The sequence below is a fragment of the Campylobacter sp. RM16192 genome, assembly GCF_004803855.2.
Classification (GTDB): domain Bacteria; phylum Campylobacterota; class Campylobacteria; order Campylobacterales; family Campylobacteraceae; genus Campylobacter_A.
Map to the genome: position 1 here is coordinate 996,675 of NZ_CP012552.1, position 23,453 is coordinate 1,020,127.

21 protein-coding genes are annotated in these 23,453 nt (G+C 37.6%); 11 read left to right on the top strand and 10 right to left on the bottom strand.

Translation table 11 applies throughout. From position 1 onward, the window contains the following. The first annotated feature begins 112 nt into the window (after positions 1–112). The 6 genes from CDOMC_RS05105 to CDOMC_RS05130 all read left to right on the top strand — a co-directional run bounded on the left by CDOMC_RS05105 (position 113) and on the right by CDOMC_RS05130 (position 6,253). Positions 113–2,728, top strand: a complete 2,616-nt coding sequence (locus CDOMC_RS05105; RefSeq protein WP_172128486.1) for a valine--tRNA ligase — start codon at positions 113–115, stop codon at positions 2,726–2,728. Between the two features lie 18 nt (positions 2,729–2,746). After that, positions 2,747–2,893: a hypothetical protein gene (locus tag CDOMC_RS05110; RefSeq protein ID WP_172128488.1), complete on the top strand. Its 147-nt coding sequence runs from the start codon at positions 2,747–2,749 to the stop codon at positions 2,891–2,893. Positions 2,894–2,910: 17 nt separating this feature from the next. After that, entirely contained in the window at positions 2,911–3,867 is a 957-nt protein-coding gene (locus CDOMC_RS05115) for a methionine ABC transporter ATP-binding protein (RefSeq protein WP_172128490.1), read from the top strand. Continuing rightward, positions 3,867–4,541, top strand: a complete 675-nt coding sequence (locus tag CDOMC_RS05120; protein ID WP_172128492.1) for a methionine ABC transporter permease — start codon at positions 3,867–3,869, stop codon at positions 4,539–4,541. The genes CDOMC_RS05115 and CDOMC_RS05120 overlap by 1 nt, the downstream gene beginning before the upstream one ends. A gap of 272 nt (positions 4,542–4,813) precedes the next feature. After that, positions 4,814–5,590 (top strand): MetQ/NlpA family ABC transporter substrate-binding protein, encoded by a 777-nt coding sequence (locus CDOMC_RS05125; protein WP_172128494.1) that lies wholly within the window; start codon positions 4,814–4,816, stop codon positions 5,588–5,590. Positions 5,591–5,659: 69 nt separating this feature from the next. Continuing rightward, on the top strand, positions 5,660–6,253 hold the full coding sequence (locus CDOMC_RS05130; RefSeq protein ID WP_170000777.1) for a DedA family protein: 594 nt from the start codon (positions 5,660–5,662) through the stop codon (positions 6,251–6,253). 35 nt (positions 6,254–6,288) lie between these two features. On the opposite strand, the gene mog is transcribed toward CDOMC_RS05130, so the two are convergent. Genes mog through CDOMC_RS05160 form a run of 6 tightly spaced genes read right to left on the bottom strand, consistent with a single transcriptional unit; the run spans position 6,289 to position 13,873 of the window. Next, positions 6,289–6,828 (bottom strand): molybdopterin adenylyltransferase, encoded by a 540-nt coding sequence (mog, locus tag CDOMC_RS05135; protein ID WP_172128496.1) that lies wholly within the window; start codon positions 6,826–6,828, stop codon positions 6,289–6,291. 51 nt (positions 6,829–6,879) lie between these two features. Continuing rightward, a complete protein-coding gene (locus CDOMC_RS05140) occupies positions 6,880–8,547 on the bottom strand; it encodes an ATP-dependent metallopeptidase FtsH/Yme1/Tma family protein (RefSeq protein WP_172128498.1) in 1,668 nt (555 codons plus the stop codon). Further along, on the bottom strand, positions 8,534–9,784 hold the full coding sequence (gene mtaB, locus CDOMC_RS05145; RefSeq protein WP_172128500.1) for a tRNA (N(6)-L-threonylcarbamoyladenosine(37)-C(2))-methylthiotransferase MtaB: 1,251 nt from the start codon (positions 9,782–9,784) through the stop codon (positions 8,534–8,536). The genes CDOMC_RS05140 and mtaB overlap by 14 nt, the downstream gene beginning before the upstream one ends. After that, on the bottom strand, positions 9,784–11,385 hold the full coding sequence (locus tag CDOMC_RS05150; RefSeq protein ID WP_172128502.1) for a mechanosensitive ion channel family protein: 1,602 nt from the start codon (positions 11,383–11,385) through the stop codon (positions 9,784–9,786). Before CDOMC_RS05150 ends, mtaB begins: the two co-directional genes overlap by 1 nt. Beyond that, a complete protein-coding gene (aroB, locus tag CDOMC_RS05155) occupies positions 11,382–12,422 on the bottom strand; it encodes a 3-dehydroquinate synthase (protein WP_172128504.1) in 1,041 nt (346 codons plus the stop codon). Before aroB ends, CDOMC_RS05150 begins: the two co-directional genes overlap by 4 nt. A 41-nt stretch (positions 12,423–12,463) precedes the next feature. Then, a complete protein-coding gene (locus CDOMC_RS05160; protein ID WP_172128506.1) occupies positions 12,464–13,873 on the bottom strand; it encodes a COG3400 family protein in 1,410 nt (469 codons plus the stop codon). A 34-nt stretch (positions 13,874–13,907) separates the two neighbouring features. On the opposite strand from CDOMC_RS05160, the gene tgt reads away from it, so the two are divergent. Next, entirely contained in the window at positions 13,908–15,026 is a 1,119-nt protein-coding gene (gene tgt / locus CDOMC_RS05165; protein WP_172128508.1) for a tRNA guanosine(34) transglycosylase Tgt, read from the top strand. 100 nt (positions 15,027–15,126) lie between these two features. Here the strand turns inward: tgt and CDOMC_RS05170 are convergent, their stop codons facing one another. From CDOMC_RS05170 to CDOMC_RS05180, 3 genes are read right to left on the bottom strand one after another with little or no spacing between them, the layout of a single operon-like run. Beyond that, positions 15,127–16,470, bottom strand: a complete 1,344-nt coding sequence (locus CDOMC_RS05170; RefSeq protein WP_172128510.1) for a TolC family protein — start codon at positions 16,468–16,470, stop codon at positions 15,127–15,129. A 1-nt stretch (position 16,471) separates the two neighbouring features. Then, positions 16,472–18,403: a MacB family efflux pump subunit gene (locus tag CDOMC_RS05175; RefSeq protein ID WP_172128512.1), complete on the bottom strand. Its 1,932-nt coding sequence runs from the start codon at positions 18,401–18,403 to the stop codon at positions 16,472–16,474. 3 nt (positions 18,404–18,406) lie between these two features. Continuing rightward, complete coding sequence (locus CDOMC_RS05180) at positions 18,407–19,603, bottom strand: efflux RND transporter periplasmic adaptor subunit (RefSeq protein WP_172128514.1); 1,197 nt, start codon at positions 19,601–19,603, stop codon at positions 18,407–18,409. A gap of 186 nt (positions 19,604–19,789) precedes the next feature. Here CDOMC_RS05180 and CDOMC_RS05185 point away from each other — a divergent pair, with 186 nt between their 5' ends. The 4 genes from CDOMC_RS05185 to CDOMC_RS05200 all read left to right on the top strand — a co-directional run bounded on the left by CDOMC_RS05185 (position 19,790) and on the right by CDOMC_RS05200 (position 22,842). Then, complete coding sequence (locus tag CDOMC_RS05185; RefSeq protein WP_172128516.1) at positions 19,790–20,698, top strand: AEC family transporter; 909 nt, start codon at positions 19,790–19,792, stop codon at positions 20,696–20,698. A 71-nt stretch (positions 20,699–20,769) separates the two neighbouring features. Further along, positions 20,770–21,021, top strand: a complete 252-nt coding sequence (locus tag CDOMC_RS05190; protein ID WP_172128518.1) for a hypothetical protein — start codon at positions 20,770–20,772, stop codon at positions 21,019–21,021. Continuing rightward, the gene (locus CDOMC_RS05195; RefSeq protein WP_172128520.1) at positions 21,021–21,683 is read left to right on the top strand and encodes a response regulator transcription factor; all 663 of its coding nucleotides are present in this window, start codon (positions 21,021–21,023) and stop codon (positions 21,681–21,683) included. Before CDOMC_RS05190 ends, CDOMC_RS05195 begins: the two co-directional genes overlap by 1 nt. Beyond that, positions 21,676–22,842, top strand: a complete 1,167-nt coding sequence (locus tag CDOMC_RS05200; protein ID WP_172128522.1) for a sensor histidine kinase — start codon at positions 21,676–21,678, stop codon at positions 22,840–22,842. Before CDOMC_RS05195 ends, CDOMC_RS05200 begins: the two co-directional genes overlap by 8 nt. On the opposite strand, the gene CDOMC_RS05205 is transcribed toward CDOMC_RS05200, so the two are convergent. Then, on the bottom strand, positions 22,839–23,453 hold the full coding sequence (locus CDOMC_RS05205; protein WP_172128524.1) for a tetratricopeptide repeat protein: 615 nt from the start codon (positions 23,451–23,453) through the stop codon (positions 22,839–22,841). The two genes, CDOMC_RS05200 and CDOMC_RS05205, sit on opposite strands and share 4 nt — an antisense overlap.

A 23,453-nucleotide genomic window follows, 5' to 3' on the forward strand; every position in this document is an offset into this window, starting at 1 on the left:
AGAGCCTCCTCTTTCAACCTTAAATTTAAATCTACTCTTATAAATTTAATCGCCCTATTAGTAAAATTCTGATAAAATCGAGCATTTTTGATCAAACCTAAAAGGATTTGAAGTGAGTTTTTACAACGCAAAAGAGGTTGAAGAAAAATTTTATAAAATTTGGGAAGAGCGCGGATATTTCGAGATTGATGCAAACAAAGATATCCAAAAAGAAGGTCGCAAATTTTGCATTATGATGCCTCCTCCAAATGTAACCGGTTCGCTTCACATAGGACACTCTCTTACCTTTACGCTTCAAGACATAATGACAAGATATAAAAGAATGGACGGCTACAAGACGCTTTGGCAGCCGGGACTTGATCACGCAGGTATAGCTACTCAAAACGTCGTTGAAAAGCAGCTTTTAGCTCAAGGAATAACAAAAGAGAGCATAGGACGCGAAGAGTTTGTAAATCGCGTATGGCAATGGAAGGAAAAAAGCGGTGGCATGATAGTTCATCAGATGCGCCGTCTTGGGATCACGCCTGCTTGGAGTCGCCAAAGATTTACCATGGATGAGGGGCTTAAAAAAGCTGTCAAAAAGGCCTTTGTAAAGCTTTATGAAAACGGCACGATAGTTCGCGGAAACTACATGATAAACTGGTGCACGCACGACGGAGCGCTTAGCGATATCGAAGTCGAGCACAAAGACAACAAAGGCAAGCTTTATCATATCAGATACTTTTTAAAAGACAGCAAAGACTACATCGTAGTAGCCACGACTCGTCCGGAAACCTACTTCGGCGATACAGCCGTAATGGTAAATCCAAACGACGAAAGATATAAACATTTGATAGGTAAAAAAGTAATCTTGCCTATCATCAACCGAGAGATAGAGATCATAGCCGACGAGCACGTGGATATGGAGTTTGGAACAGGACTTGTTAAAGTTACTCCGGCTCACGATATGAACGACTATGAAGTTGGCAAACGCCATAACTTGGAGTTTATCACCTGCTTTGATGAGGCTGGAATCCTAAACGATCAGTGCGATAAATTTAAAGGCCTTGAAAGACTTGAAGCAAGAGATATCATCGTGGCGGAGCTTAAAAAGATCGGTAATATCGAAAAGATTGAAGACTACGAAAATCAAGTAGGCTACTGCTACCGCTGCAAAAATGTCGTAGAGCCTTACATCTCAAAACAGTGGTTCGTAAAGCGCGAGATCGCCGATCAAGCCATAGCCGACGTAAGCGCAGGGCTTGCTAAATTTTACCCTGCACACTGGGTAAACAGCTTTAACGCTTGGATGAGAGAGCTAAGAGACTGGTGCATATCTCGCCAGCTTTGGTGGGGACATCAAATTCCTGTTTTTTACTGCGACGAGTGCGGTCATGAGTGGGCCGATGAGGGCGAACCTACCGAATGTAAAAAATGCAAAAGCAAAAACATACATCAAGATAAAGATGTACTTGATACGTGGTTTAGCTCAGGGCTTTGGTCGTTTAGCACACTTGGCTGGGGAAATGGAGACGAGCTTAAAAACGAAAAATGGTTTGAAGAGGATTTAAAAGAATTTTATCCAAACAACCTACTGATAACAGGCTTTGATATACTATTTTTCTGGGTTGCAAGGATGATGTTTCAAGGACAAAACGCGCTTGGCAAGCTTCCGTTTAGCGATATCTATCTGCACGCTTTAGTTAAGGACGAGCAAGGCAGAAAGATGAGTAAAAGCCTTGGAAACGTCATCGATCCGCTTGATAGTATCGAGGAGTATAGCGCCGATATCTTGCGTTTTACTCTGGCACTGCTTGCTGTTCAAGGACGCGACATAAAGCTTAGCGAAGATAAGATGAAGCTGGTAAGAAATTTTACCAACAAGCTTTATAACGCCAGCAAATATTTGCTACTAAACGAGAGTAAATTTGAAGATCTTGATAAGATAGAGCTTAAAACTAAGCTTGGAATTTATATAAACAGTCGCTTTAACGAGTGCGTTAAGCAGGTGCGTGAAAATATAGATATCTACCGCTTTAACGACGCTGCGAATGCACTTTACAAATTCCTCTGGGATGAGTTTTGCGACTGGGGAATTGAGCTTAGCAAAGCCGATAAAAGTAGCGTAAAAGAGCTTGGAAGCATATTTAAAGAGGCGATGAGGCTGCTAAGTCCATTTATGCCGTTTATCAGCGAATATCTATATCACGAGCTAAGCAGCACAAATTTGGAAACCTCAGGCTCTATAATGATCTCGCGATATCCTGAGATAAAAGAGCAAAATTTAAAGATCGAAGGCATTTTTTCTCTAGTAATCGAAGCAATAGTTGCCATAAGACGCGCAAAAGCGACTATTGATCTTGGAAATTCTAAAATTTCAAAGGCTTACGTAAAGCTAAATAGAAGCGAAAATTTAAACGAAGCAAAAGAGTATATCGCCCTACTTTCTAAATGCGAACAGATCGAATTTGTAAACAACAAGATAGATGACGCAATATGTGACGTAAGCGAAAATTTAGAGGTATTTATCTCGCTTGAAGGCGTTGATATGTCGGCGATGATAAGTAGACTCAACGCGCAGAAAAACAAGCTTGAAAAAGAGATAATGAAGCTTTCAAACATGCTTAATAACGAAAAATTTGTGGCAAACGCCCCTACCGATGTCATAGAGACAAACAAAGCAGGCCTTGCAAGCGCAAAAGACCAGTTTGAAAAGGTAGAAGCTGAGCTTAAAAAATTCAGCAAATAAATTTAAATAAGGATAATAATGAAAAGTCTAGGATTTGGTGGTTTTACACTTGGTACTGTTGTTGCGGTCGCTCTATCTTGGGGCGCAAACAAAAGCATTTTATGGGCAATCATACATGGATTTCTTAGCTGGTTTTATGTAATTTATTATTTTTTATTTAAATAACAGGACATATAAACTTAATGATAGAAATTTCAAATTTGATTAAATACTATGGTGATACAAAAGTCATAGATGATGTGAGTTTTACAGTAAATGAGAGCGAAATTTTCGCACTTGTCGGACATAGCGGCGCAGGCAAATCCACCCTGCTTCGCTGCATAAACGGACTTGAGAGCTATCAAAGTGGCTCTGTAAAAGTATATGGCAAAGAGATAAAAGATATCAGCGCAAACGAACTTAGACATTTTAGAAAAGATGTCGGCATGATATTTCAGCACTTTGCGCTAATGGCTAGAAAAAACGTATTTGAAAACGTCGCAACGCCGCTTGAATTTTGGAAATATCCAAAAAGCGAAATTCAAAAAAGAGTAAGTGAGTTGCTTGATCTTGTAGGATTAAGCAATAAATCAAAAAGCTATCCAGGCGAGCTAAGTGGCGGTCAAAAGCAGCGTGTAGCCATAGCTAGAGCGCTAGCCTTAAATCCTAAAATTTTACTAAGCGATGAGGCGACATCGGCTCTTGATCCAAACACTACAAATTCTATCTTAGAGCTCTTAAAAAAGATCAATCGCGAGCTAAAAATAAGCATAGTTATCGTTACTCACGAAATGGAAGTCGTAAAATCAACCTCACATAGAGCGATCCTGCTAGAACACGGCAAAATCATAGGCTCAGGTAGGATCGAGGATCTATTTTTAAAACCGGATGAGAAGATGAAAGAGTTTTTAGGTGAAGTTGAAATCTTGCCTCAAAGCGGAGTAAACATCCGTCTGTTTTTCCCAAAAGAAGTAGCGCAAAAAAGCATTATCACTCATATGGCTAGAACTCTAAATGTAGATTTTAACATCGTTTGGGGAAAGCTTGAAAAGCTAAACGAAAACGTCCTTGGCTCACTCGTGATAAACGTAGAAAAAGAAGATGAGGCAAAAGTGATAGAGTACGTCAAACAAAGTGGCGTCTTGTGGGAGGTAGCGTGATGCTTAGGATAGATTTTTCTAAATTTCCTGATGTCTTTGAGCGAATTTTACTTCCTGCGATAAACGAGACGCTTTATATGAGCTTGGTTTCCACGCTGCTTGCATTTGCACTTGGACTTATCCCCGCGGTGCTTTTAGTGCTTAGCGATAAAGATGGACTTAAGCCGAACAAAAAGCTATATTTCGTGCTTGACATACTTGTAAATACGCTTAGAAGCTTTCCGTTTATAATACTAATAATAGTTCTTTTTCCGCTAACCAAAATGATAGTCGGAACAAGTATAGGCACTACGGCTGCGATAGTTCCATTAACCATAGGTGCTGCTCCTTTTATCGCTAGGCTCATCGAAAGCGCGTTAAAAGAGGTTGATAAAGGCATAATCGAAGCCGCAAAAAGCTTTGGAGCCTCAAATTCGCAGATTATATTTAAGATAATGTTCGTTGAGGCACTTCCCGGCATAATATCAGCCATAACTCTTACCTTGATAGTTATCGTTGGATTCTCAGCGATGGCTGGAGCGGTCGGCGGAGGCGGTCTTGGAGCAGTAGCGATAAACTACGGATATCAGCGCTTTAGACCTGACATCATGCTTTATACGGTGGTTATCCTAATCATAATGGTTCAAATTTTTCAATCAATAGGAAATTTACTCTACAAAGTAACAAAAAAGTAGCATTTTTTGTTACTTTTATTTTTTTTTAAATATTTTTTATCTAAAATCTCAAAATTATTTTAATTTGAAAGAAAGGATAGAAGATGAAATCAGATATGTGCGAAATGTGTCGTTGTGTAAAATTTAAGTCGTCGAAAGACTAACGCTAAGCACAAATTTCTTTTTAAGTGCTTAGTTCTGGCTAAACATTTAAAAAGAAATTTAATAAGCTTCCCGCCTATACTATCCTTTTAAATGAATTAGCTGTATTTATAAATTTAAAGGATAAAAAAATGAAATTTTCTAAAATTCTACTTGGTGCACTACTTGCAGTAACTTTAAGCTCGGCTGATAAAGCTAAGACAATCATAGTTGGCGCTACGCCTGTTCCTCACGCAGAAATTCTTGAAGTAGTTAAACCTCTACTTGAAAAAGATGGGTTTAAACTTGAGATCAAAGAGTTTAACGACTACACTATCCCAAATTTGGCAACCGAAGATGGCGATCTTGACGCAAATTTCTTTCAACACTTGCCATATCTAAACGAATTTAACAAAAACAAAGGTACTCATCTGGTTAAAACTGTAGGCGTTCACCTTGAGCCAATGGGAGTTTATTCGGCTAAGATAAAAGATCTAAGCGAACTAAAAAACGGCGACACTGTAGCGATACCAAATGATCCTACAAACGAAAGCCGCGCACTAGACGTGCTTGCAAGCGCAGGACTTATCAAACTAAACGATAATCCTCTAAAAACTCCGCTTGATATCGTAGAAAATCCTAAAAATTTAAAATTTAGCGAGATCGAAGCAGCGCAAATTCCAAGAACACTAAGTGACGTAACTATCGCGGTTATCAATACAAACTACGCTTTAAACGCGAAGCTAAATCCGTCAAAAGATGCGCTTGCGCTTGAGAGCAAAGATAGCCCTTATACGAACTACGTGGTTGTAAAAGTAGGCAATGAAAACGCTCCAAAAATAAAAGCTTTAGATAAAGCTATAAATTCGGCTGAAGTGAAAAAATTTATAGAGAGTAAATACGAAGGCGCTATTCTTCCTGCGTTTTAATGCAACCCAAAGCCTAAACATTTAGTTTAGGCTTTTATATAAATCCAAATTTTACTACAAAGGCTAAATTTGCTCAGTGAAGTTATAAATTTTATCGTTGAGACTGTCGGGCAATGGGGATATGTCGGCATATTTTGCATGATGTTTTTAGAAAGCTCGTTTTTCCCGTTTCCAAGCGAGATAGTTATGATACCTGCTGGGTATCTTGCAAGCAAAGGTGAGATGAATCTAATCCTAGCTTTTTTAGCAGGCACCGGTGGCTCTTTAGCGGGTGCGGTGTTTAACTACTACTTATGCTACTTTTTCGGAAGAGATCTCATACTAAAATACGGCAAATATGTGCGAATTACAGAAGAAAAGATGCAAAAATTTGAAAATTTCTTTAATAAACACGGCGAAATTTCTACATTTAACTGCCGTCTAATCCCTGGAATTCGTCAATATATAAGCCTTCCGGCAGGTCTAGCTAAAATGAATCTTTTTAAATTTAGCCTTTATACTACACTTGGTGCAGGAATTTGGGTGGCAATCTTACTTGCTGTGGGGTATTATCTAGGAACTGATTACAATAAAGAGCTATTTAAAAATATAGTCTTAGCAATGCTTGTTGCAGTAGCTGCCATAACGGCAATTTATATTTACATAAAAAAATCAAAAAAATAGATTAAGGAGAGATTTGAAGCTCTCCTTTTGATTAGTTAAGAAATCTTCTTTTGCTTTGGTCTAAAGACCTTCATCACATTTTCATCAGTCTCTATATAAGCACCCTCGATAAGATCAATACAGTAAGGTATAGAAGGAAATATCGGCTCCAAGCACTCTCTTATAGCCTTTGGCTGTCCCGGTAAATTTACTATTAAGGCGCGTCCTCTAATGCCTGCTGTTTGGCGTGACAGTATAGCCGTAGGAACAAATTTCAAGCTTGCCGCTCGCATTAGCTCACCAAAGCCGGGCATCATCTTTTCGCATACCGCTTCAGTTGCTTCAGGAGTCACATCTCTAACCGCAGGCCCCGTTCCTCCGGTGGTTAAAACCAGATTACATCCTAGATTATCAACCATATTTATAAGTCGTTCTTTTATAAGTTCAAACTCATCAGGGATTACTTCGTATATATACTCGCGCTCACTTGTTATCCACTCATCAAGCACTGCTTTTATCGCAGGTCCCGATTTATCTTCATAAGCACCTTCGCTTGCTCTATCTGAAAGCGTTAAAATTCCTATTTTTATCTTCATAAATTTTACTCCATTGTTAAAATATATGCGATTTTAGCATATTATTGCAAATTATTCATAAGAGCTTTGTATTATTATCTTTATCGCTGTCTTATCTATACTCTCGTTTGCTATGATGTACTCACAAATTTTTTCCGTTTGCGCCTTCATCCCTCGCAAGAACTCCGATATCTCGCTATACGCTTCTTGAAGTATGCTCTCCACATCAGCAGGATTTGGCACTAGAGTTTTGCCCATACCATACTCAAAAACCATATTTTGAGCGATCTCTTTTGCCTTTGCTATATCGCTGTGAGCGTTTGAAAAGATGTCATCCCTACTCTCTTTTAGAGCGCTCATACCGGCTAGACATACCTTTATGCGAGAAAGCATTTGAGTCTTGGACTCTATCTCGCGTTCGGTAGCTCTAAAATGATCTTCCACAAGCGAAATTTTTTCAAACTCAACTCCAAACCAATACGCACTTAGTGCCTTTGCACTTTGATAAAGGGCTTGAATTTTTTTCTCTTCGTCGTTATAGCTAAGCACGCGCTTTTTGCCAAGCAAGACTTTATTTAGCACGTTTTCAAAGTCGCTCATATCTATCGTGCCTTTGTTATTTCTAAGTGCGTTTATAGCAGCTTCATTCACTAAAGTAGCAAGCGCAGCCCCCGAAAAACCGACACTTATCTTAGCTATATCTTCAGGCGATACGCTAGAGCTTTTATCTTTAAGATATGATTTTAAAATTTCGACCCTGTCTGAAAAATCAGGCATCGATAGATAAATTCTCCTATCAAACCTACCCGAGCGAAGCAAGGCCTCATCTATCATCTCAATCCTGTTTGTAGCGGCTATCACTATGACGCCCGAGTTATCCTCAAAGCCGTCCATTTCGGTTAAAAGCTGATTTAGCGTAGCCTCGCGCTCATCGTTTCTGCTTCCGCCGCGCACTTTACCGACTGCGTCTATTTCGTCGATAAAGATTATCGATGGTGCATAAGCCTTAGCTTTTAAAAACAGCTCTCTAACCCTCTTTGCGCCCATTCCTACGTAAATTTGCACAAATGCAGCTCCACTTTGGTAAAAAAACGGCACGTTTGCCTCTCCTGCTACAGCCTTTGCCACAAGTGTCTTACCAACTCCGGGAGGTCCTATCATAAGTACGCCTTTTGGCATTTTGATACCAAATTTTCTGTATTTGGCAGGATTTTTTAAGAAGTCCACTATCTCGCTAAGTTCAAATTTCACATCTTTTATGCCTGCCACATCGCTAAAGCTTACATTTGATATAGCCGGCACAACCGAGCTTGTAAATATATTTTCAATCTCATACACTCCCATTTTCTCATCGCTTGTGTTTTCCGATTTTTTCTTTAGCTTGTATCTTCCGTAAACAAATAAAACACCGTATCCAATCGCTATAAGAAATATTACAGCTAAAATTTCTTCTATTATAGGATGCTCTTTTTTCACATTTACGGGTACCTTTTGAACTAACTTGCTCATATCTATCCCATCTTTTACGATAGTGTATTTATGCCCGCCTTTTGTCGTGATCAAAATTTCATTTTGCACTATAGTAGCTTCAGATATCAGATTGTCATCAAGTAGCTTTTCGTAACTATCATACATAATATTTTTTGGCTGATTTTTAAAAGCCACTATAGACGTCAAGCATATTAATAGTAGCGCTAAAATAGCAATAATATTTTTCTTATTAAATTTAAATTTTTGCATAATTTGCCTCGTTATTGACATCGTATTTATCCACTATTGTCCACTCTTTGACAATATCTCTATCTGTTTTTATCTTGACTTTATTATAAAACTGATCAAACCCTTCGTAAAATTCGCCGTTTAACTGCTCGACTAAGATATTTAAAGGCACTTTGTTGTCGTTTCTAAATTTAAGGTTATTTTGCGCTACTATCTCTTTAAGAGTTCTCATCCTCTCTTTTGCCACATTACCGCTTACATCGATCTTCATAGTTGCCGAGTGAGTGTTATTTCTTGGCGAGTAAGCAAAGCAGTGCAAGTGAGTAAGTGGAAATTTCTTAAAATTTTCCAGTGCCTCAGCCCAAATTTGCTCGCTCTCTCCGGGATGTCCCACGATAAAATCAGTCCCAAGTGCAAAGCCAAGCTCTGCTAGCTCCAAAAACAGCTCGATATCTTTAAGTGTCCTATTTCTGCGTCTCATTATCCTAAGCATTGCTTCGCTTGTATGCTGAAGCGCGATATGAAGGTGTCTTTCCAGCCAACTCTCTTTTAAAATTTCTCTAAAGCTCTCATCTATCTGGCTTGGTTCGATACTGCCAAGGCGAATTCGCTTTATACCGTTTATACTGCCAAGCCTATGAAGCAGCCTTCCTAGCGATGAATTTGTGTCCTTGCCGTAGCTACCGATATTAGTTCCTGTTAAGACAAGCTCATTGTAGCCGTTTGAGGCTAAAATTTTAGCTTCCTTCAAGATGCTTTCCTCATCCATACTTCTTGCTTTGCCGCGCACCGAAGGGATGATGCAGTAGCTACAAATAAAATCGCACCCTTCCTGAATCTTTATAAAGGCCTTTGTGTGATTTTCGTAGTTTGTGACGATATTTTTATCGATACTTTCTAAATTTCCAAGCTCGAAGAATGGATTTTCAAACTTTAAAAGCGAATTTATATCTTCTTTTTTACTTGCGCCTATAACGCCAAAAACAGAGCTTTTATCAAAAAGCTCCCTGCCCTTACTAACCGCGCCGCATCCTGTGAGTATTACCTTTGCGCCGCGTTTTTTAACGCTATTTATATAGCTTCTAGTGCCGCTATCTGCGCTATTTGTGACGGTGCAAGAGTTTATTACTACGATATCGGCTTCATTTTCATCATTTGTGATCTCATAGTCCTTTATATAACTCTTCATAAGTTCAGTATCGTATATATTTGTGCGACATCCAAAGGTTTTAAAGTATATCTTCTCTCTTGCCTGCATTACATTATTTCTTCATTGTTTTCTATAGGTTTTGGATCGCTCGCCTTCCTTCTTTTATCCATATAAAGAGTCTGAGTAGGATATGCGATCACTATATCATCCTCTTTTAGCAAGCTCTCTATAATTTCTGAGCTAATAGTGCTTCTTAACGCCATAGGGGCAAAAGAATTTGTCATATACCAAGCCGAAATTTTAACCCCATGAGGCTCTATAAATGAAAAAATTCTAGGCTCTACGTTTGGATTTTTGATACTATATTGATTTCTTAGCTTACTCATCTGCTTTTTGGCTATGTCTGTATAGCCTTTAGAGTACTTTCTGACTATATTTTTGATTATATAGACAGCTTTTTTATGGTTTGATTCAAAGCTAAGAGTGATATCTATACCATCCCAAACGGTTTTCATTCCCTGATGCGAGAAATTTGCTATAAGATCGGTAAAAATATAGTTATTTGGTATAAAGATAATGCGTCCAGCTCTGCGATTAAATTGATAGGTATTAAAAGTTACATCCTCATATATAGTCATTCTAAGAAGAGATATGTCTATGATATCTCCTACAAAATTTTCCCCGTCTCTTCTGACTTTGATTCTATCTCCAACATGAAAACTACCGCCAAATACTATAACCATCCAGCCAAGCATACTCATAAACATATCTTTCATCGCGATAGCAATACCAGCTGAAGCAAAACCAAGCACGGTGACTATATATGTAACATTTTCGATATAGGCAAAAAGTAAAATCAGAATTATAAGAGTTATATTTACTAAATTTATAAATTTATTTGCAGTATATAGTCTCTCATTGTCTGTAATTGTCTTTTTGATAATAAATTTAAATAAAAACGACAAAGCCACAACGACAAGGATAAAAATCCCTATATTCATAGCCTTTTTCATTTGAGCCTTGATATCCTCGGTCACTCTACTTATGGCCTCTATAACCCTTTTTTCATAGACGCTATATGTAGTCTGAGCAATATCTTCAGCCGCTTTAAACTCGATAATTTCTTGTCTAATATCAATCAGCTCATTTTTATAGGTCTCATCTTCGCTAAGCCTTACAATTTCAGATAAAATTTCCTCTTTCTTATTAAGCTCGTCTATGATCCTATCAAGCCCCTCAAGACGTATCTTATATTCATCTTTAGTGCTTCTAAGCTGCTTAATATAAGAAAAGCCAGAAATTACAGCTATCGGGTTCGTGATCTTTTGCATACTATCTATTTCAGGAGCCGTTATCATGCTAGAAAAAGGTGCTTTTTCAAATTCTTTTAAAAGCTCAAGCTGTTCTTTGATAGTGTTTTGCTTTTTTTGTAGCTCAATTGTGCTTTTACTGCTAGATTTGCTCTGCTTTTTAAGCATAGCCTCTATAGTTTTAAGCTCATCTGTTAAATTTTGAAATGTTTTATAGTTTGAATACCTTGTGATCCAAATATTGCCTGCAAGCTTTTCGTTAATAGGTATAAGTTTATTCCTAAGATCGAGCAAGGCAGTATCTTTGATAGCGGTAGTAGCGTTTGATTCAGATATTGCTACTTCACTATTACTAAACGAAAATACAAAAAATAGTAAAAAAACGAATATTTTTTTCATTTAAACTCGCTTAAAACTTGCATTACAATATCTTTTGGGATATCTTGCCTTATCTCATATCCACCTATACCATTTGGTAAAATAAATTTAATCTTTGAATTTTCGCTCTTTTTATCTAAGAAAAACGCATCATAAAAGACATCTAAATCTGCAATTTTATATTCTACAGGTAGATTAAATTTAACTAGCAAATTTTTAATCCTATCTCTATCTAAATCTGTTAAAAGACCTAATTTAACCGCCAATGAATTAGCCATATTCATACCTATAGCCACAGCCTCTCCGTGTAAAAATCTCTTATATCCGGTTTCATTTTCTATAACGTGAGCAAAGGTATGGCCATAATTTAGCACAGCTCTAATGCCTTTTTCGGTCTCATCTTTTTCAACGGCTTTTGCTTTTAAAGATACGCTTTTAAAGATCAAATTTTGTAAATTTTCATTATCGCTCAAATCAGTTTTTTCAAGCCAATCAAACATATCTTTATCAAACATAACAGCCATTTTTATAGCCTCTGCAACACCTGCTGCGAATTCTCTTTTAGCAAGAGTTTTTAGAAATTTTGTCTCGCAATATACGGCAATTGGCTGATAAAAAGAGCCTATTAAATTTTTGCCAAATTTATTATTTACACCGGTTTTCCCGCCCACACTCGCATCGACCTGAGCTAGAAGCGTGGTAGGAATATTTATAAATTTAATGCCTCTTTGATAGATACTCGCTGCAAATCCAGCCATATCGCTTATGACTCCACCGCCAAGAGCTATTATCACACTGCCTCTATCAAGCCTGCTTACAAAAAGCTGTTCCAATATCTCTTCTATACTCTTTAAATTTTTATACTCTTCACCGTCAGGCAGGGTAATGATAAATTTCTCTTTACACTTCAAAATAGCAAGCAGACTATCAAGATGTAACCCACCCACTTTAGAATTAGTAACGATAGCTACTTTCGTATCAAATTTGAGCTCTTTAAGCTCATCTATATAGACCTTATAGTTTCTTGATATATCTTTTAAATTTATATCGATTTGCAAAGCATCCCCTATATTTATATATTTTATTCTATCTAAATTTACTAAGTTGTTGGTATAAAAATCTGATAATTACTGTTAAGTCTCATATAAAGCCTATTCATGTCATTTGAAATAGACGCCAAAGGATCTTTTCTACTCATTTTCTTAGTAAATAACATGAACTGCAACAAATTTTCCTCATTCTTTAGCTTTAATATCGGATTTTTTTCACTGTCCTCTATGATCTCTACTTTTCTGCCGAAAATTCTAGAGAGGTTGTCAAAGTGCTCTGCGAGACTTGAGTCTTTAGCCTTGCCAATAGTAAAATGATATAAAGAAATAGGGATATCAAGCTGAGAGCAGCAATCAAGAATAGCCGCAGACTGACCCTCTATATCCTCTCCGCCACTTAAAACAACGCCTTTTGAAATATCCTCTATCTTGTTTTTGCCTATGGTCATAATAGGCCTTTTTATGTCAAAAAACAGCCTTTTATTGGCTTCAAAAAAACTATTTGTAGTTATTAGCATACCTATATCGTGCTTTGTTACATCTTCTTTTATGATCTCGCAACTACTGGTAAAATAGTTAAATTCAACAACTATAGACTCATTGCTCATACTTCTTAGAGTTTCATAAACCTCATTTATCATAGAGTTTATGACCTTGATATAAAGTCGCTTATTGTTGAGTCGTTTATTAAATTTAATACTTCTTGCGACAAGTTTTCTGCATTCATCTTCGCTCATGTTTTTCATATCTATTAGAGCGTATAAATTTGATCCAAATGGGCTTGGAAACTGCCCCGTCTCTTTTTTGATACTTCTAAAAACGCTTAAAAGAACGCTTGGCTCGCCGACTATGAGCAAGGTATCGTTTGGCAATATCATTGATGATGGGGTGGCGATCATAAAATTTGATCCACGATAAATCATAACTATACGCCACTTTTTTTGAGGTATGGATGCTACGTGACGATACATATATGAGCTTCCTACAGGCACCTTAACCTCCATTATCTCACCTCTTCCAAGTCCTACATTATCGGCTACCAAAGGCATATCAGGAAGTGAATCAATAAGCTTAACCGTAATAACATCTCTCTCGTCAAGAATCGTCAAATGTTTGTCTTCATCTATGCACTTATCCTCGAGCCCCCAAATATCCATAAGCAAAATATCGGTTTTCTTGCTAATTTGCCTTAAATTTTTATATACATTTACAGCATCAAAGCTATCATTTACAACTACCATAAACTGGCTAAAATAATCATTCACTACACCTTTTAATCTTTCAAAGCTAGTAGGATCAAACCGATAAAAAGAGAAATTTTCCAAGCTTAAATTTCTAGGTATAATATCGTCTTTATAAGTTATAACAGTATAATGATGTGAGCTATTTTTAGCCACAAACAATCTTTCTAAGAAATGTTTCGCTACAATTCCATCTGCAATTACCAAAATATTTTTCATAACTACTCCAAATTTAAAGGAATATTATAGCAAAATGACTTTTAGTATAGATAAAACGGACGGCAACGCACGTGCAGGCACTTTGACAACCACTCATTCTACCATCCAAACTCCTGTTTTTATGCCTGTTGGAACGGTCGGTGCCGTTAAGAGCCTAGACGCTATAGATATGATGGAAATTTTAAACGCCAAGATCATTTTAGGAAACACATATCACCTCTATCTGCGCCCGACAAGCAAGGTTGTAAAAGAGTTTGGCGGACTTCATGGATTTAGCAAATTTAACCGCTCTTTTTTAACCGATAGCGGCGGCTTTCAGGCGTTTTCTCTTAGTAAAATTTCAAAGCCCGACGAGCATGGGATCCACTTTAAAAGCCATATCGACGGCAGCTCTCACTACTTCACGCCAAAGAGCGTGCTTGATACGCAGTATGATCTAAATTCAGATATCATGATGATACTTGATGATCTTATCGCCCTGCCTGCCGAGCCTAAGCGGGCCCAGCTTAGCATAAGACGCACGATAAATTGGGCTAAGGAAGCTATTGATTACCACAGAGCAAACCAGCAAAAAGGCATAGGCTTAACGCAAAATATATTTGGCATCATTCAAGGTGGAACCGACTACGAAGCGCGTAAATTTTGCGCCGAAGCGCTGTGTGACATGGACTTTGACGGACTTGCCATAGGTGGCTTAAGCGTAGGAGAGAGCAACGAGGAGATGTATGATACGGTTGAAGGCGTGATACCATATATCGACGCAAACCGCCCGCGCTATCTCATGGGAGTTGGAACGCCTGAGGATCTGGTAGAAAACGTGGAGCGCGGAGTTGATATGTTTGACTGCGTGATGCCTACTAGAAATGCGCGAAACGGCACTTTGTTTACAAGCTTTGGCAAGATAAATATAAAATCGGCCAAATTTATAAAAGACAACGCGCCCATAGACCACGAGTGCTCGTGCTACACATGCCGCAACTACTCGCGTGGCTACTTAAATCACCTATATAAAGCGCGCGAACTTACATTTTTCCGCCTAGCTAGCCTTCACAACCTGCACTACTATCTAAATTTGATGAAACAGATGAGAGAGGCGATCATGCAGGGCAAATTTAGCGAATTTAAGAGGAATTTTTACGCCAAGAGGAGTTAAATCCTCTTGCAATATCTATTTTTAAGCTTTTCACCTCTTGAGCGAATAAAGTTTGATTGCCGTCTATGTCAAAAATATCAAAGCTTCTAATTTTCTGCTCTTATTTAACCCTGCCCGCCATAGCCTTATATATATTTATCTCATCTTGCAGCAGTTTATATCGCTGTAAGATGAGGTTAGAGCGAGCGTCCAGTTCGCTATTTCTAGCTTGCAAGTAGTCCTTTAGCTCGCCCTTGCCCGCATCAAATTTAAGCCTATAAATTTCGCTTATCTCTTTAAAATTTATGGCTTGCTTTTCGTAATTTTTCAAAAGCAGCTCATCGTTTTTTAAATTTTTATACGCCGTATCAAGCTCGTTTAAGGACTTTATCAAAGTTTCAAAGTAGTTTATCTTAGCTAGTTCAAAATTCGCCTCTGAAATTTTTAGGCTATTTTTAAGGCGAGAATAGTTCAAAAACGGCAAATTAAGATTTAAATTTCCGCCTAAAAATTTAAGCGAAAATGCTTCACTTGTCCGATCGCCGCTTCCGCTAAGGATAGCTGCAATGCTAACGCTTGGATAAAAACTCTTTTGGCTAACTTTTACATTTAGCAAGCTCTCTTCTATGCGAGCTATAGCCGCTTTTAGGTCAGGGCGATTTGAGATAGCGTAAAGCGCCGCATCTAAATTTACACCTAAAAATTTTATATTTTCAAGTGAAATTTTGGCAAATTTAAACTCAAATTCAGGGCTTTCGGCAAGCAATATCCTTAAAGTCTGTTTGGCTAAATTTAGATTTTTTTGCGCGTTTAAGACCTTGTTTTGAGCATTTAAAAGCGAGCTTTGAATCTGCTTTAAAGATAGCTCTTCGCCTTTACCAAGCTCGAATTTAGCTCTAGTTATCGCTTCAAGTTCGCGGTAGTTTTTAAGAGCGGCATCATAAAGCTCAAGACTTTCGTTTAGATAGATGATCTCAAAATAGCTATCCACAACGCTATTTATCAGCGCAAGCCTTGCAGCCTCGGCGTCAAATTTCGTAGCATTTGCCTCCCAAAGAGCAGCGTCACGTGAGTTTGCAAGCTTTTGCCAAAGATCGATTTCATAATTTAGCGAAACGCCGCTTTTATAGCTTTTGCTAGGCTTATCGCCTTCTAAATTTTTACTTACATCAGCCGTGAAATTTGCATTAAAATTCGGGATTAAATTTGCGCTTACAACTCCTGCTTGAGCTAAGGCTTTATTTATACTTATCGCAACTTTTAGCAAATTTGTATTGTTTTTTAAGGCAAGTCTTACAAGCTCGTTTAGTTCAGCTCTTTCATACCCTTTCCACCACTCTTGCTCAAACTCAAAATTTAGGCTTAAATTTTCATCCAAGATAAGCTTGTTATAATCCTCATTTATGCTTTTTACCGCACATCCGCTAAACAAAATCACAAATACAAATATCAAAATTCTTTTCATATCATTCCCTTGAAAGAGCGTCTATAGGATTTAGTTTGGATGCGTTTCTAGCAGGCATGTAGCCAAAAATTATACCTATAAAAGTAGAGGTAAATAAAGCAACTACAATAGAAAGATTAGAAAATATCATATGAACTTGTGGTGAAAATTTATTAAACACATATCCTATCCCAAAAGACGCCGCTATACCGGCTATCCCTCCGATCACACACAGCAATACCGCCTCTATTAAAAACTGCTGTAAGATATCTCCCTGTCTTGCACCGATAGCCATTCTTATGCCTATCTCCCTTGTTCTCTCGGTTACTGAAACAAGCATTATATTCATAACCCCTATTCCGCCTACCAGAAGCGATATAAAAGCTATGCAAGATATCAGAAGCGTCATCGTTCTAGTCGTGCTCTCTATAGTCTTTTTTATGGTGTCCGAATTTCTTGTAAAAAAGTCCTTCTTTCCTCTTTTTGCAGCCAAAACCTCAGTCAGACTTCGCTCGGCGACCTGAGCATTCACCTCATCTTTTACTTTGACTGTTATGGAGTTTATAAACCTATCGCCGGTTATCTTGTTTATAACAGTCGTGTATGGAGTGTAAATTCTAAGCGTGCTTGAGTCGCCTATATTACTACTATATTTCAAAACTCCTATTATACGAAACGGACGTTTATTAAAAAGTATAGTTTCTCCTATCGGATCAATTCCTTGAAAAAATTCATATTTTGTATTTTGATCTATAACTAACACTGAAGCGGAGTTTTTTACCTCATCTTCATTAAAAGATCTGCCTTTTTCAAATTTATGCCCCAAGACATCAAGACTTTGAGCACCTCCTCCTCTCATGCTTGCCGAGGCTGATTTATTTCTATATGTCAACATACCGCTTGCAGTTGTATTTGGAGTAACACTATCAAGATAGTCTTGGCGAGATAGCATTACAGTATCTGATATGGTTAGAGTCTTTACTATGCCTCTAAGATCGCTAAAACCCTTGCCGGGATATATATCTATGGTATTTGTGCCGATACCTCTGATGTCTGATAGTATTTGCTGTTGAGAGCCCTTACCCAGAGCTACTACGCAGATAACCGAGGCTATACCGATGATGATGCCAAGCATGGTTAAGACAGATCTTAGCTTATGGCTAAATATCGAATTTAACGACATCTTAAAACTCTCTATAAACTGATCTTTGTAAAAGCTTATGGCATTTTTTTGTTTGAGCTTAGTGGTTTTAGAGGGGAAAATTTCATCTTTTTTTGCTATATCTTTTAAAATTTCACCGTCTTTTATCTCTATGATACGATTTGCGTAGGCCGCGATGTTTGCATCGTGAGTTACGATGATTATGGTGTGTCCCTCCTTATGTAAATTCGTTAAAATTTCCATCACCATTAGCCCGCTTGCACTATCAAGCGCGCCTGTGGGCTCATCGGCTAAGATTATCTCGCCTCCGTTCATAAGCGCTCTTGCGATACTTACGCGCTGTTGCTGTCCACCGCTTAGCTTATTTGGAAGCGAATCAAGCTTGTCATCTAATCCTAATCCGCTTAAAATTTTAGTCGCTCTTTCCTCTCTATCCTTTTTTTCAAGCCCCGCATAAACGCTAGGCAGTGATACGTTTGATAGCGCATTTAAAGTTACTAATAGATTATATCTTTGAAATATAAAGCCAAATTTATTACGTCTTAGATTAGCAAGTGAATCCGAGTCAAATTTAGCCACATCGTCCCCGTTTAAAAGATACTCTCCGCTTGTCGGACTGTCAAGGCAACCAAGGATATTCATAAGCGTTGATTTGCCTGAACCGGACTGCCCGATAATAGCGATAAATTCGCCCTTTCTTATATTTAAATTTATATTTTTAAGAGCATCGAAACTATTTTCACCAAGCTTAAATTTCTTGCTTAAATTTTTAAGCTCTATTAATGAACTCAAATTTTACCTGCCTCTTATTCTTTTATTTTCGCGCTCTATCATCTTGTTTATTTGATCGGCCGAACTCCTTGAGGTAATAACTCTTTCGCCATCTTCTATACCGCTTATTATTTGAGATTTTATACTATCGCTAAGCCCCACCTTAACCTCTCTTGTCTCTATTAAGCCGTTATCTTTTAGCACCTCTATCACCATCCTTGAATCTTGCTTTTTGATAGCCGTATTTGGCACTATGATCGCATCTTTTACTCTTTTAAGTATGATGACATTTAAGGTTGTCATGCCTATGCGCAAAATTTCATCCCGATTATCTATAAGAGCGTTCGCATAGTAATATATTGCAGATGAAGCGGAGTTAGAACTACTCAATGACGATTTTTGGCTGTATTTGCCGTTGCTTAGAGTGGTAAGCCCTGGGTCGATAGAGCTAATTTCGGTATAAAATTTCTTATTTGGTTCTGAAAGTATAGAATACTCAACCCTTGAGCCAACCTTTACCTTCGTGATGTCGCCCTCTGCTATCTCCATTTTTAGCTTTAGCTTCGTTAGATCCGCTATATTTACGATGGTCGGCGTCGTCTGGTTTGAATTTACGGTTTGACCCTCTTCAACCTGAACCGATACGATAGTGCCCTCTTTTGGCGCAACTATCTTAGTGTATCCCAGATCGATCTGAGCGGTGTTTAGAGAAATTTTAGTCTGAGCTATCTGCGCTTCTATCTCTTTTACGTTTGCCTTTGTAACGGCAAAAGAGTTTTTAGCGCTTTCAAACTCCTCTTTTGAGGTTGCGTTTTTGCTAAAGAGCTCTTTTTCGCGGTTAAATTTACTCTCTGCGATCTCAAGAGCGACCTTTGCGCTATTTAACTTCGCTTCATAAATTCCAAGCTGAGCTCTTTTAGTATCTACGTTATTTTGCTGAGTTGCGGAGTCGATCTCTGCTATCATGTCACCTGCTTTTACCTTATCGCCAAGCTTTACATATAGCTTTTTTATCTGTCCTGAAACCTGCGCACCCAAGTCGATAAGCTCGTTTGCGTAAATTTCGCCGTTGCTATCTATGCTTTTGCTTAGATCTCCTCTAACGGCGACAGATGTTATAAACTCATCTTTTTTCTCTTCTTTGAAATATTTTTCATACGCAAAATAAAAACAGGCGGAAAGAATGGCTAAAAATATTATAAATTTGATTATTTTTTTCATACTATTACTTTGAATTTTTAAATTTAAATCAAGTATTATATTAAAAATTTTGTAAAAAATACGTTAAATTCAAAAATTTTTAATATACAAATATTAACTTTATTAATATTTACAAAAGAATTTTTATTTTTATTTAATAACCATTACCATATAATTTTGGCTTAAATTTAAAAGATAAAGAAAATTATGCTTACTCCCCTGCTATCAATATTTATTCTTATAGCTTCCGGATATTTTGCAAAAAAAGTTAAAATTTTCGAGCAAAAGCAAGCGAGTATTTTTATAGATTACGCACTATGTTTTGCTCTGCCAGCATTGATATTTGATAAAATTTATCACATAAGTATAGATAAAACTCTCATAAACATAATCCTAACAGGCTTTTTATCCTCGTTTGTAGCCGCTTTTGTCGTATTTTTTATCTGTAAGGCGTTTAAATTTAGCCAAGCTACAGCCATTAGTGCTTTATTACTGGCGATGTTTGGCAACACCATTTTTATCGGTATGCCTATCATCACGGGCTTTTTTGGAGAAGATGCTTTAAATGAGGTGATATTTTACGACCAATTTGCAACATCCATACCTATATCTATCATCGGGCCTTTTGTGCTCTCTTTTGGAGCGCCAGCTAAGGTTTCACTAGTGCAAAACACTATAAAAGTGCTTAAATTTCCTCCATTTATCGCACTTATCACAGGGCTTGTTTTTAAAGGTGTTGAGCTTCCTTCAGTTATCTTTACCGCGCTTAATCTCTTTAGTCAAAGCGTGGTTCCCGTGGCTTTATTTGCTATCGGTATCGGACTTGGATTTAGAAGCATAAGAAGCTCATATAAAGCCACTGTAATAGTAATCGCAGGTAAAATGCTAGTAGCTCCTCTTATATTTATCCTTATAGCTTTAATATTTAGCGTTGATTTTAGCCCTAAATGGCTCATAGGAATTCTTCAGTGTGCCATGCCGCCGATGGTTTTAGCAAGCGCTATGATAATGAAGGCGAATTTAGACAGTCAGCTTGCAGTTTCAGCCGTAGCCACAGGCGTTGCATTTAGCTTTATCAGTCTTCCTTTGGTGTATTTTATCTGCGGATTTTTGTAATTTTATATATTTCACACTCACTTTATACTTCTTGGTTAAGATTTCAGCATAATTTATCACAAGGAGACAAAATGAAAAAGTTAGTTTTAGTTGCGCTTGGCGCTATGTTTATGGTTGGTGGCGCTATGGCGGCAGATATGAAAAAAGATGATATGATGTCTAAAGATATGCCGATGGCAAAAGAGATGAAAGATGATATGAAAATGCACAAAGACGAGATGAAAGGCGACATGAAAAAAGATATGTCTGATAAAAAAGATGATATGATGATGAAAAAAGATGAAGTGAAAAAAGAGATGAAAAAACCTGAAGGCATAATGTAATGACAAGAATTTTGCTCGTAGAAGATGATGAAATTTTAAGCGAAATGATAACCGAGTATCTAAGCGAGAGAGATTATAAGATAACCGCTTGCATAGATGCTAAAACCGCTCTTGATCTAGCCTATGAGCAAAAATTCGATATCTTGATACTTGACGTTAAAATTCCTAAAGGCGATGGATTTTCGCTTCTATCGTCCTTAAGGAAGGCTGACGTATATACTCCTGCTATATTTACGACCTCCCTAAATACTATAGAAGATCTTGAGGTGGGCTATAAAAGCGGTTGCGATGACTACCTCAAAAAGCCTTACGAGCTTAAAGAGTTGCTTTTGCGTATCAAAAATTTACTTAGGCGAAATTTCTCTCATACAAACGATGACTTTATCGAGATTGCCGACGGGTTTAGATTTCACATAGATAGCAAAACAGTTCAAAAAGACGGCGAAAATGTAAATATCTCAAACAAAGAGAGTGAGCTTTTAGCGCTATTTTTACAAAACAAAAACAAACTTCTTACAAAAGAGGTTATATATGATAAAATTTGGGGCTATGACGAAGAGCCAAGTGAGCAAAGTTTGCGCGTATATATAAGGACTTTACGCCAAATTTTAGGCAAGGACAGCATCATAAATAAACGAGGTGACGGCTACATCTATGTCTGAAAAAACCAAGATAATATCTAAAATTTTATCCCTCTATCTAATCACCAGCGCGCTATTTTTAAGCTATTTTTCGATAAACGATTACAAAATGGCAAAAGAGGCACTTATCTCAAACGAGGTAAAAAATCTCAAAGAGATAAAAATGGGAATTTACATGAAAGCTAGTATGAACGGCATAAATTCCGCCGCTGCACTCATGCAAGAAAAGCAAGTAAGCGCATGTATAGTCTCAAAAGACGGCAAGATAATCTATCAAGACACTGAATGTCTGCAAGATACCAAAAAAAACGTAGCGTTTTTAAAAGATGGCAAGGTAGTCATATACGAAGCACTTCAAAGCATGGAAAGCAATGCCACCGGAGAGCTCTCAACGGCAAACATCCTGCTTGAAGGAAGAGATATAAGAAGCGATTTAAATCTCTTAAAGCTTAAAATTTTAGGAAATTTACTTCTGATACTTACAATTATCATGGTTATAGCCTACTACTTGGCAAAGCTTTCTTTGGAGCCGCTTCATGCCAAGATAAATGCGCTAAATCGCTTCATAAAAGACTCAACGCACGAGATAAACACGCCTCTTAGCATAATAATGATGAGTATAGAAACAACCGATAAAAGCACGCTTAGCAGCAAAAATTTAAAACGACTCAATAACATCGAACTAGCAGCCAGAAGCCTAAGCAATATCTACGAAGATCTTACATATCTATCCTTTAGCAAAAGCGACGCAATCAAAAAAGAGCAGATAAATTTAAAAAATCTATTTAACGAACGGCTTGAATATTTCGCTCCGTTTTTTGCCAAACGCTCAATCATCCCGCAAATAAATTTAAGCGAAGCGAGTATAAACGCAAACCTCTATGAGGTAAGAAGAATGATAGATAACCTTATCAGTAACGCTATAAAATATTCAAACATAGGCGGATTTGTAAGCATAAATTTAAGCAAAAACGAATTTGCTATCACAAATAGCGGCGAAGGTATCAGTAAAGAGCAGCAAAAGAAAATTTACGATCGCTACACACGCTTTAACAACGACCAAGGCGGATTTGGTATAGGACTAAATTTAGTAAAGAGAGTTTGCGAGAGTAACGATTTAAACATCATCTGTGAAAGCGAGATCGATCAAAACACGACTTTTAAAGTAAGCTGGAGCTAAAATTTATCCTCAAGCAAGGAGAAATTTTTACACCCTACCTCATCGCCAAGCTCGCAACCCATCTTATAATACTTCCTAGCCACATCTCTACTGCCGCCCTCAACCCCTAAAGAGAACTGATGCATACCGCCTAAATTCGTGCAGCTTTTTGAGTGCTTAAGCTCTATGCAGGCCTTTTCATATAGCTTTATAGCTCGCACGAAGTTATGCCCTGTCTCGGTGCCAAGCCTAAATGAATTTGCTGCGTTATAGCAGCCATACTTACTGTTTAGCCGGCAGGATTTTAAAAAGAGATTTAGCACTTCCACATCGTTTTTATCATCACCAAATCTCTGATAAAGCGAGCCAAGATTTGAGCAAGCTACCGCAAGATCGCTCTTGCAAGCTTCTTTATAGCAAATTTCAGCACTCTTAAAATCATCCGCAAGCTCAAATTCAACTCCCATATCGTTACACTCGCTTGAAGTTTTATCCTTGCAGATATGCTCTTGTTTGGCTTCACTCTTATTTGATTTACTATGCAAATTTTGATTTTTAGCAGGGCTTAAAGAGGCGCAACCGCTAAATAAAATCCCGATAAAAATAAGTATATAAAAGACTCTAAAGCTCAT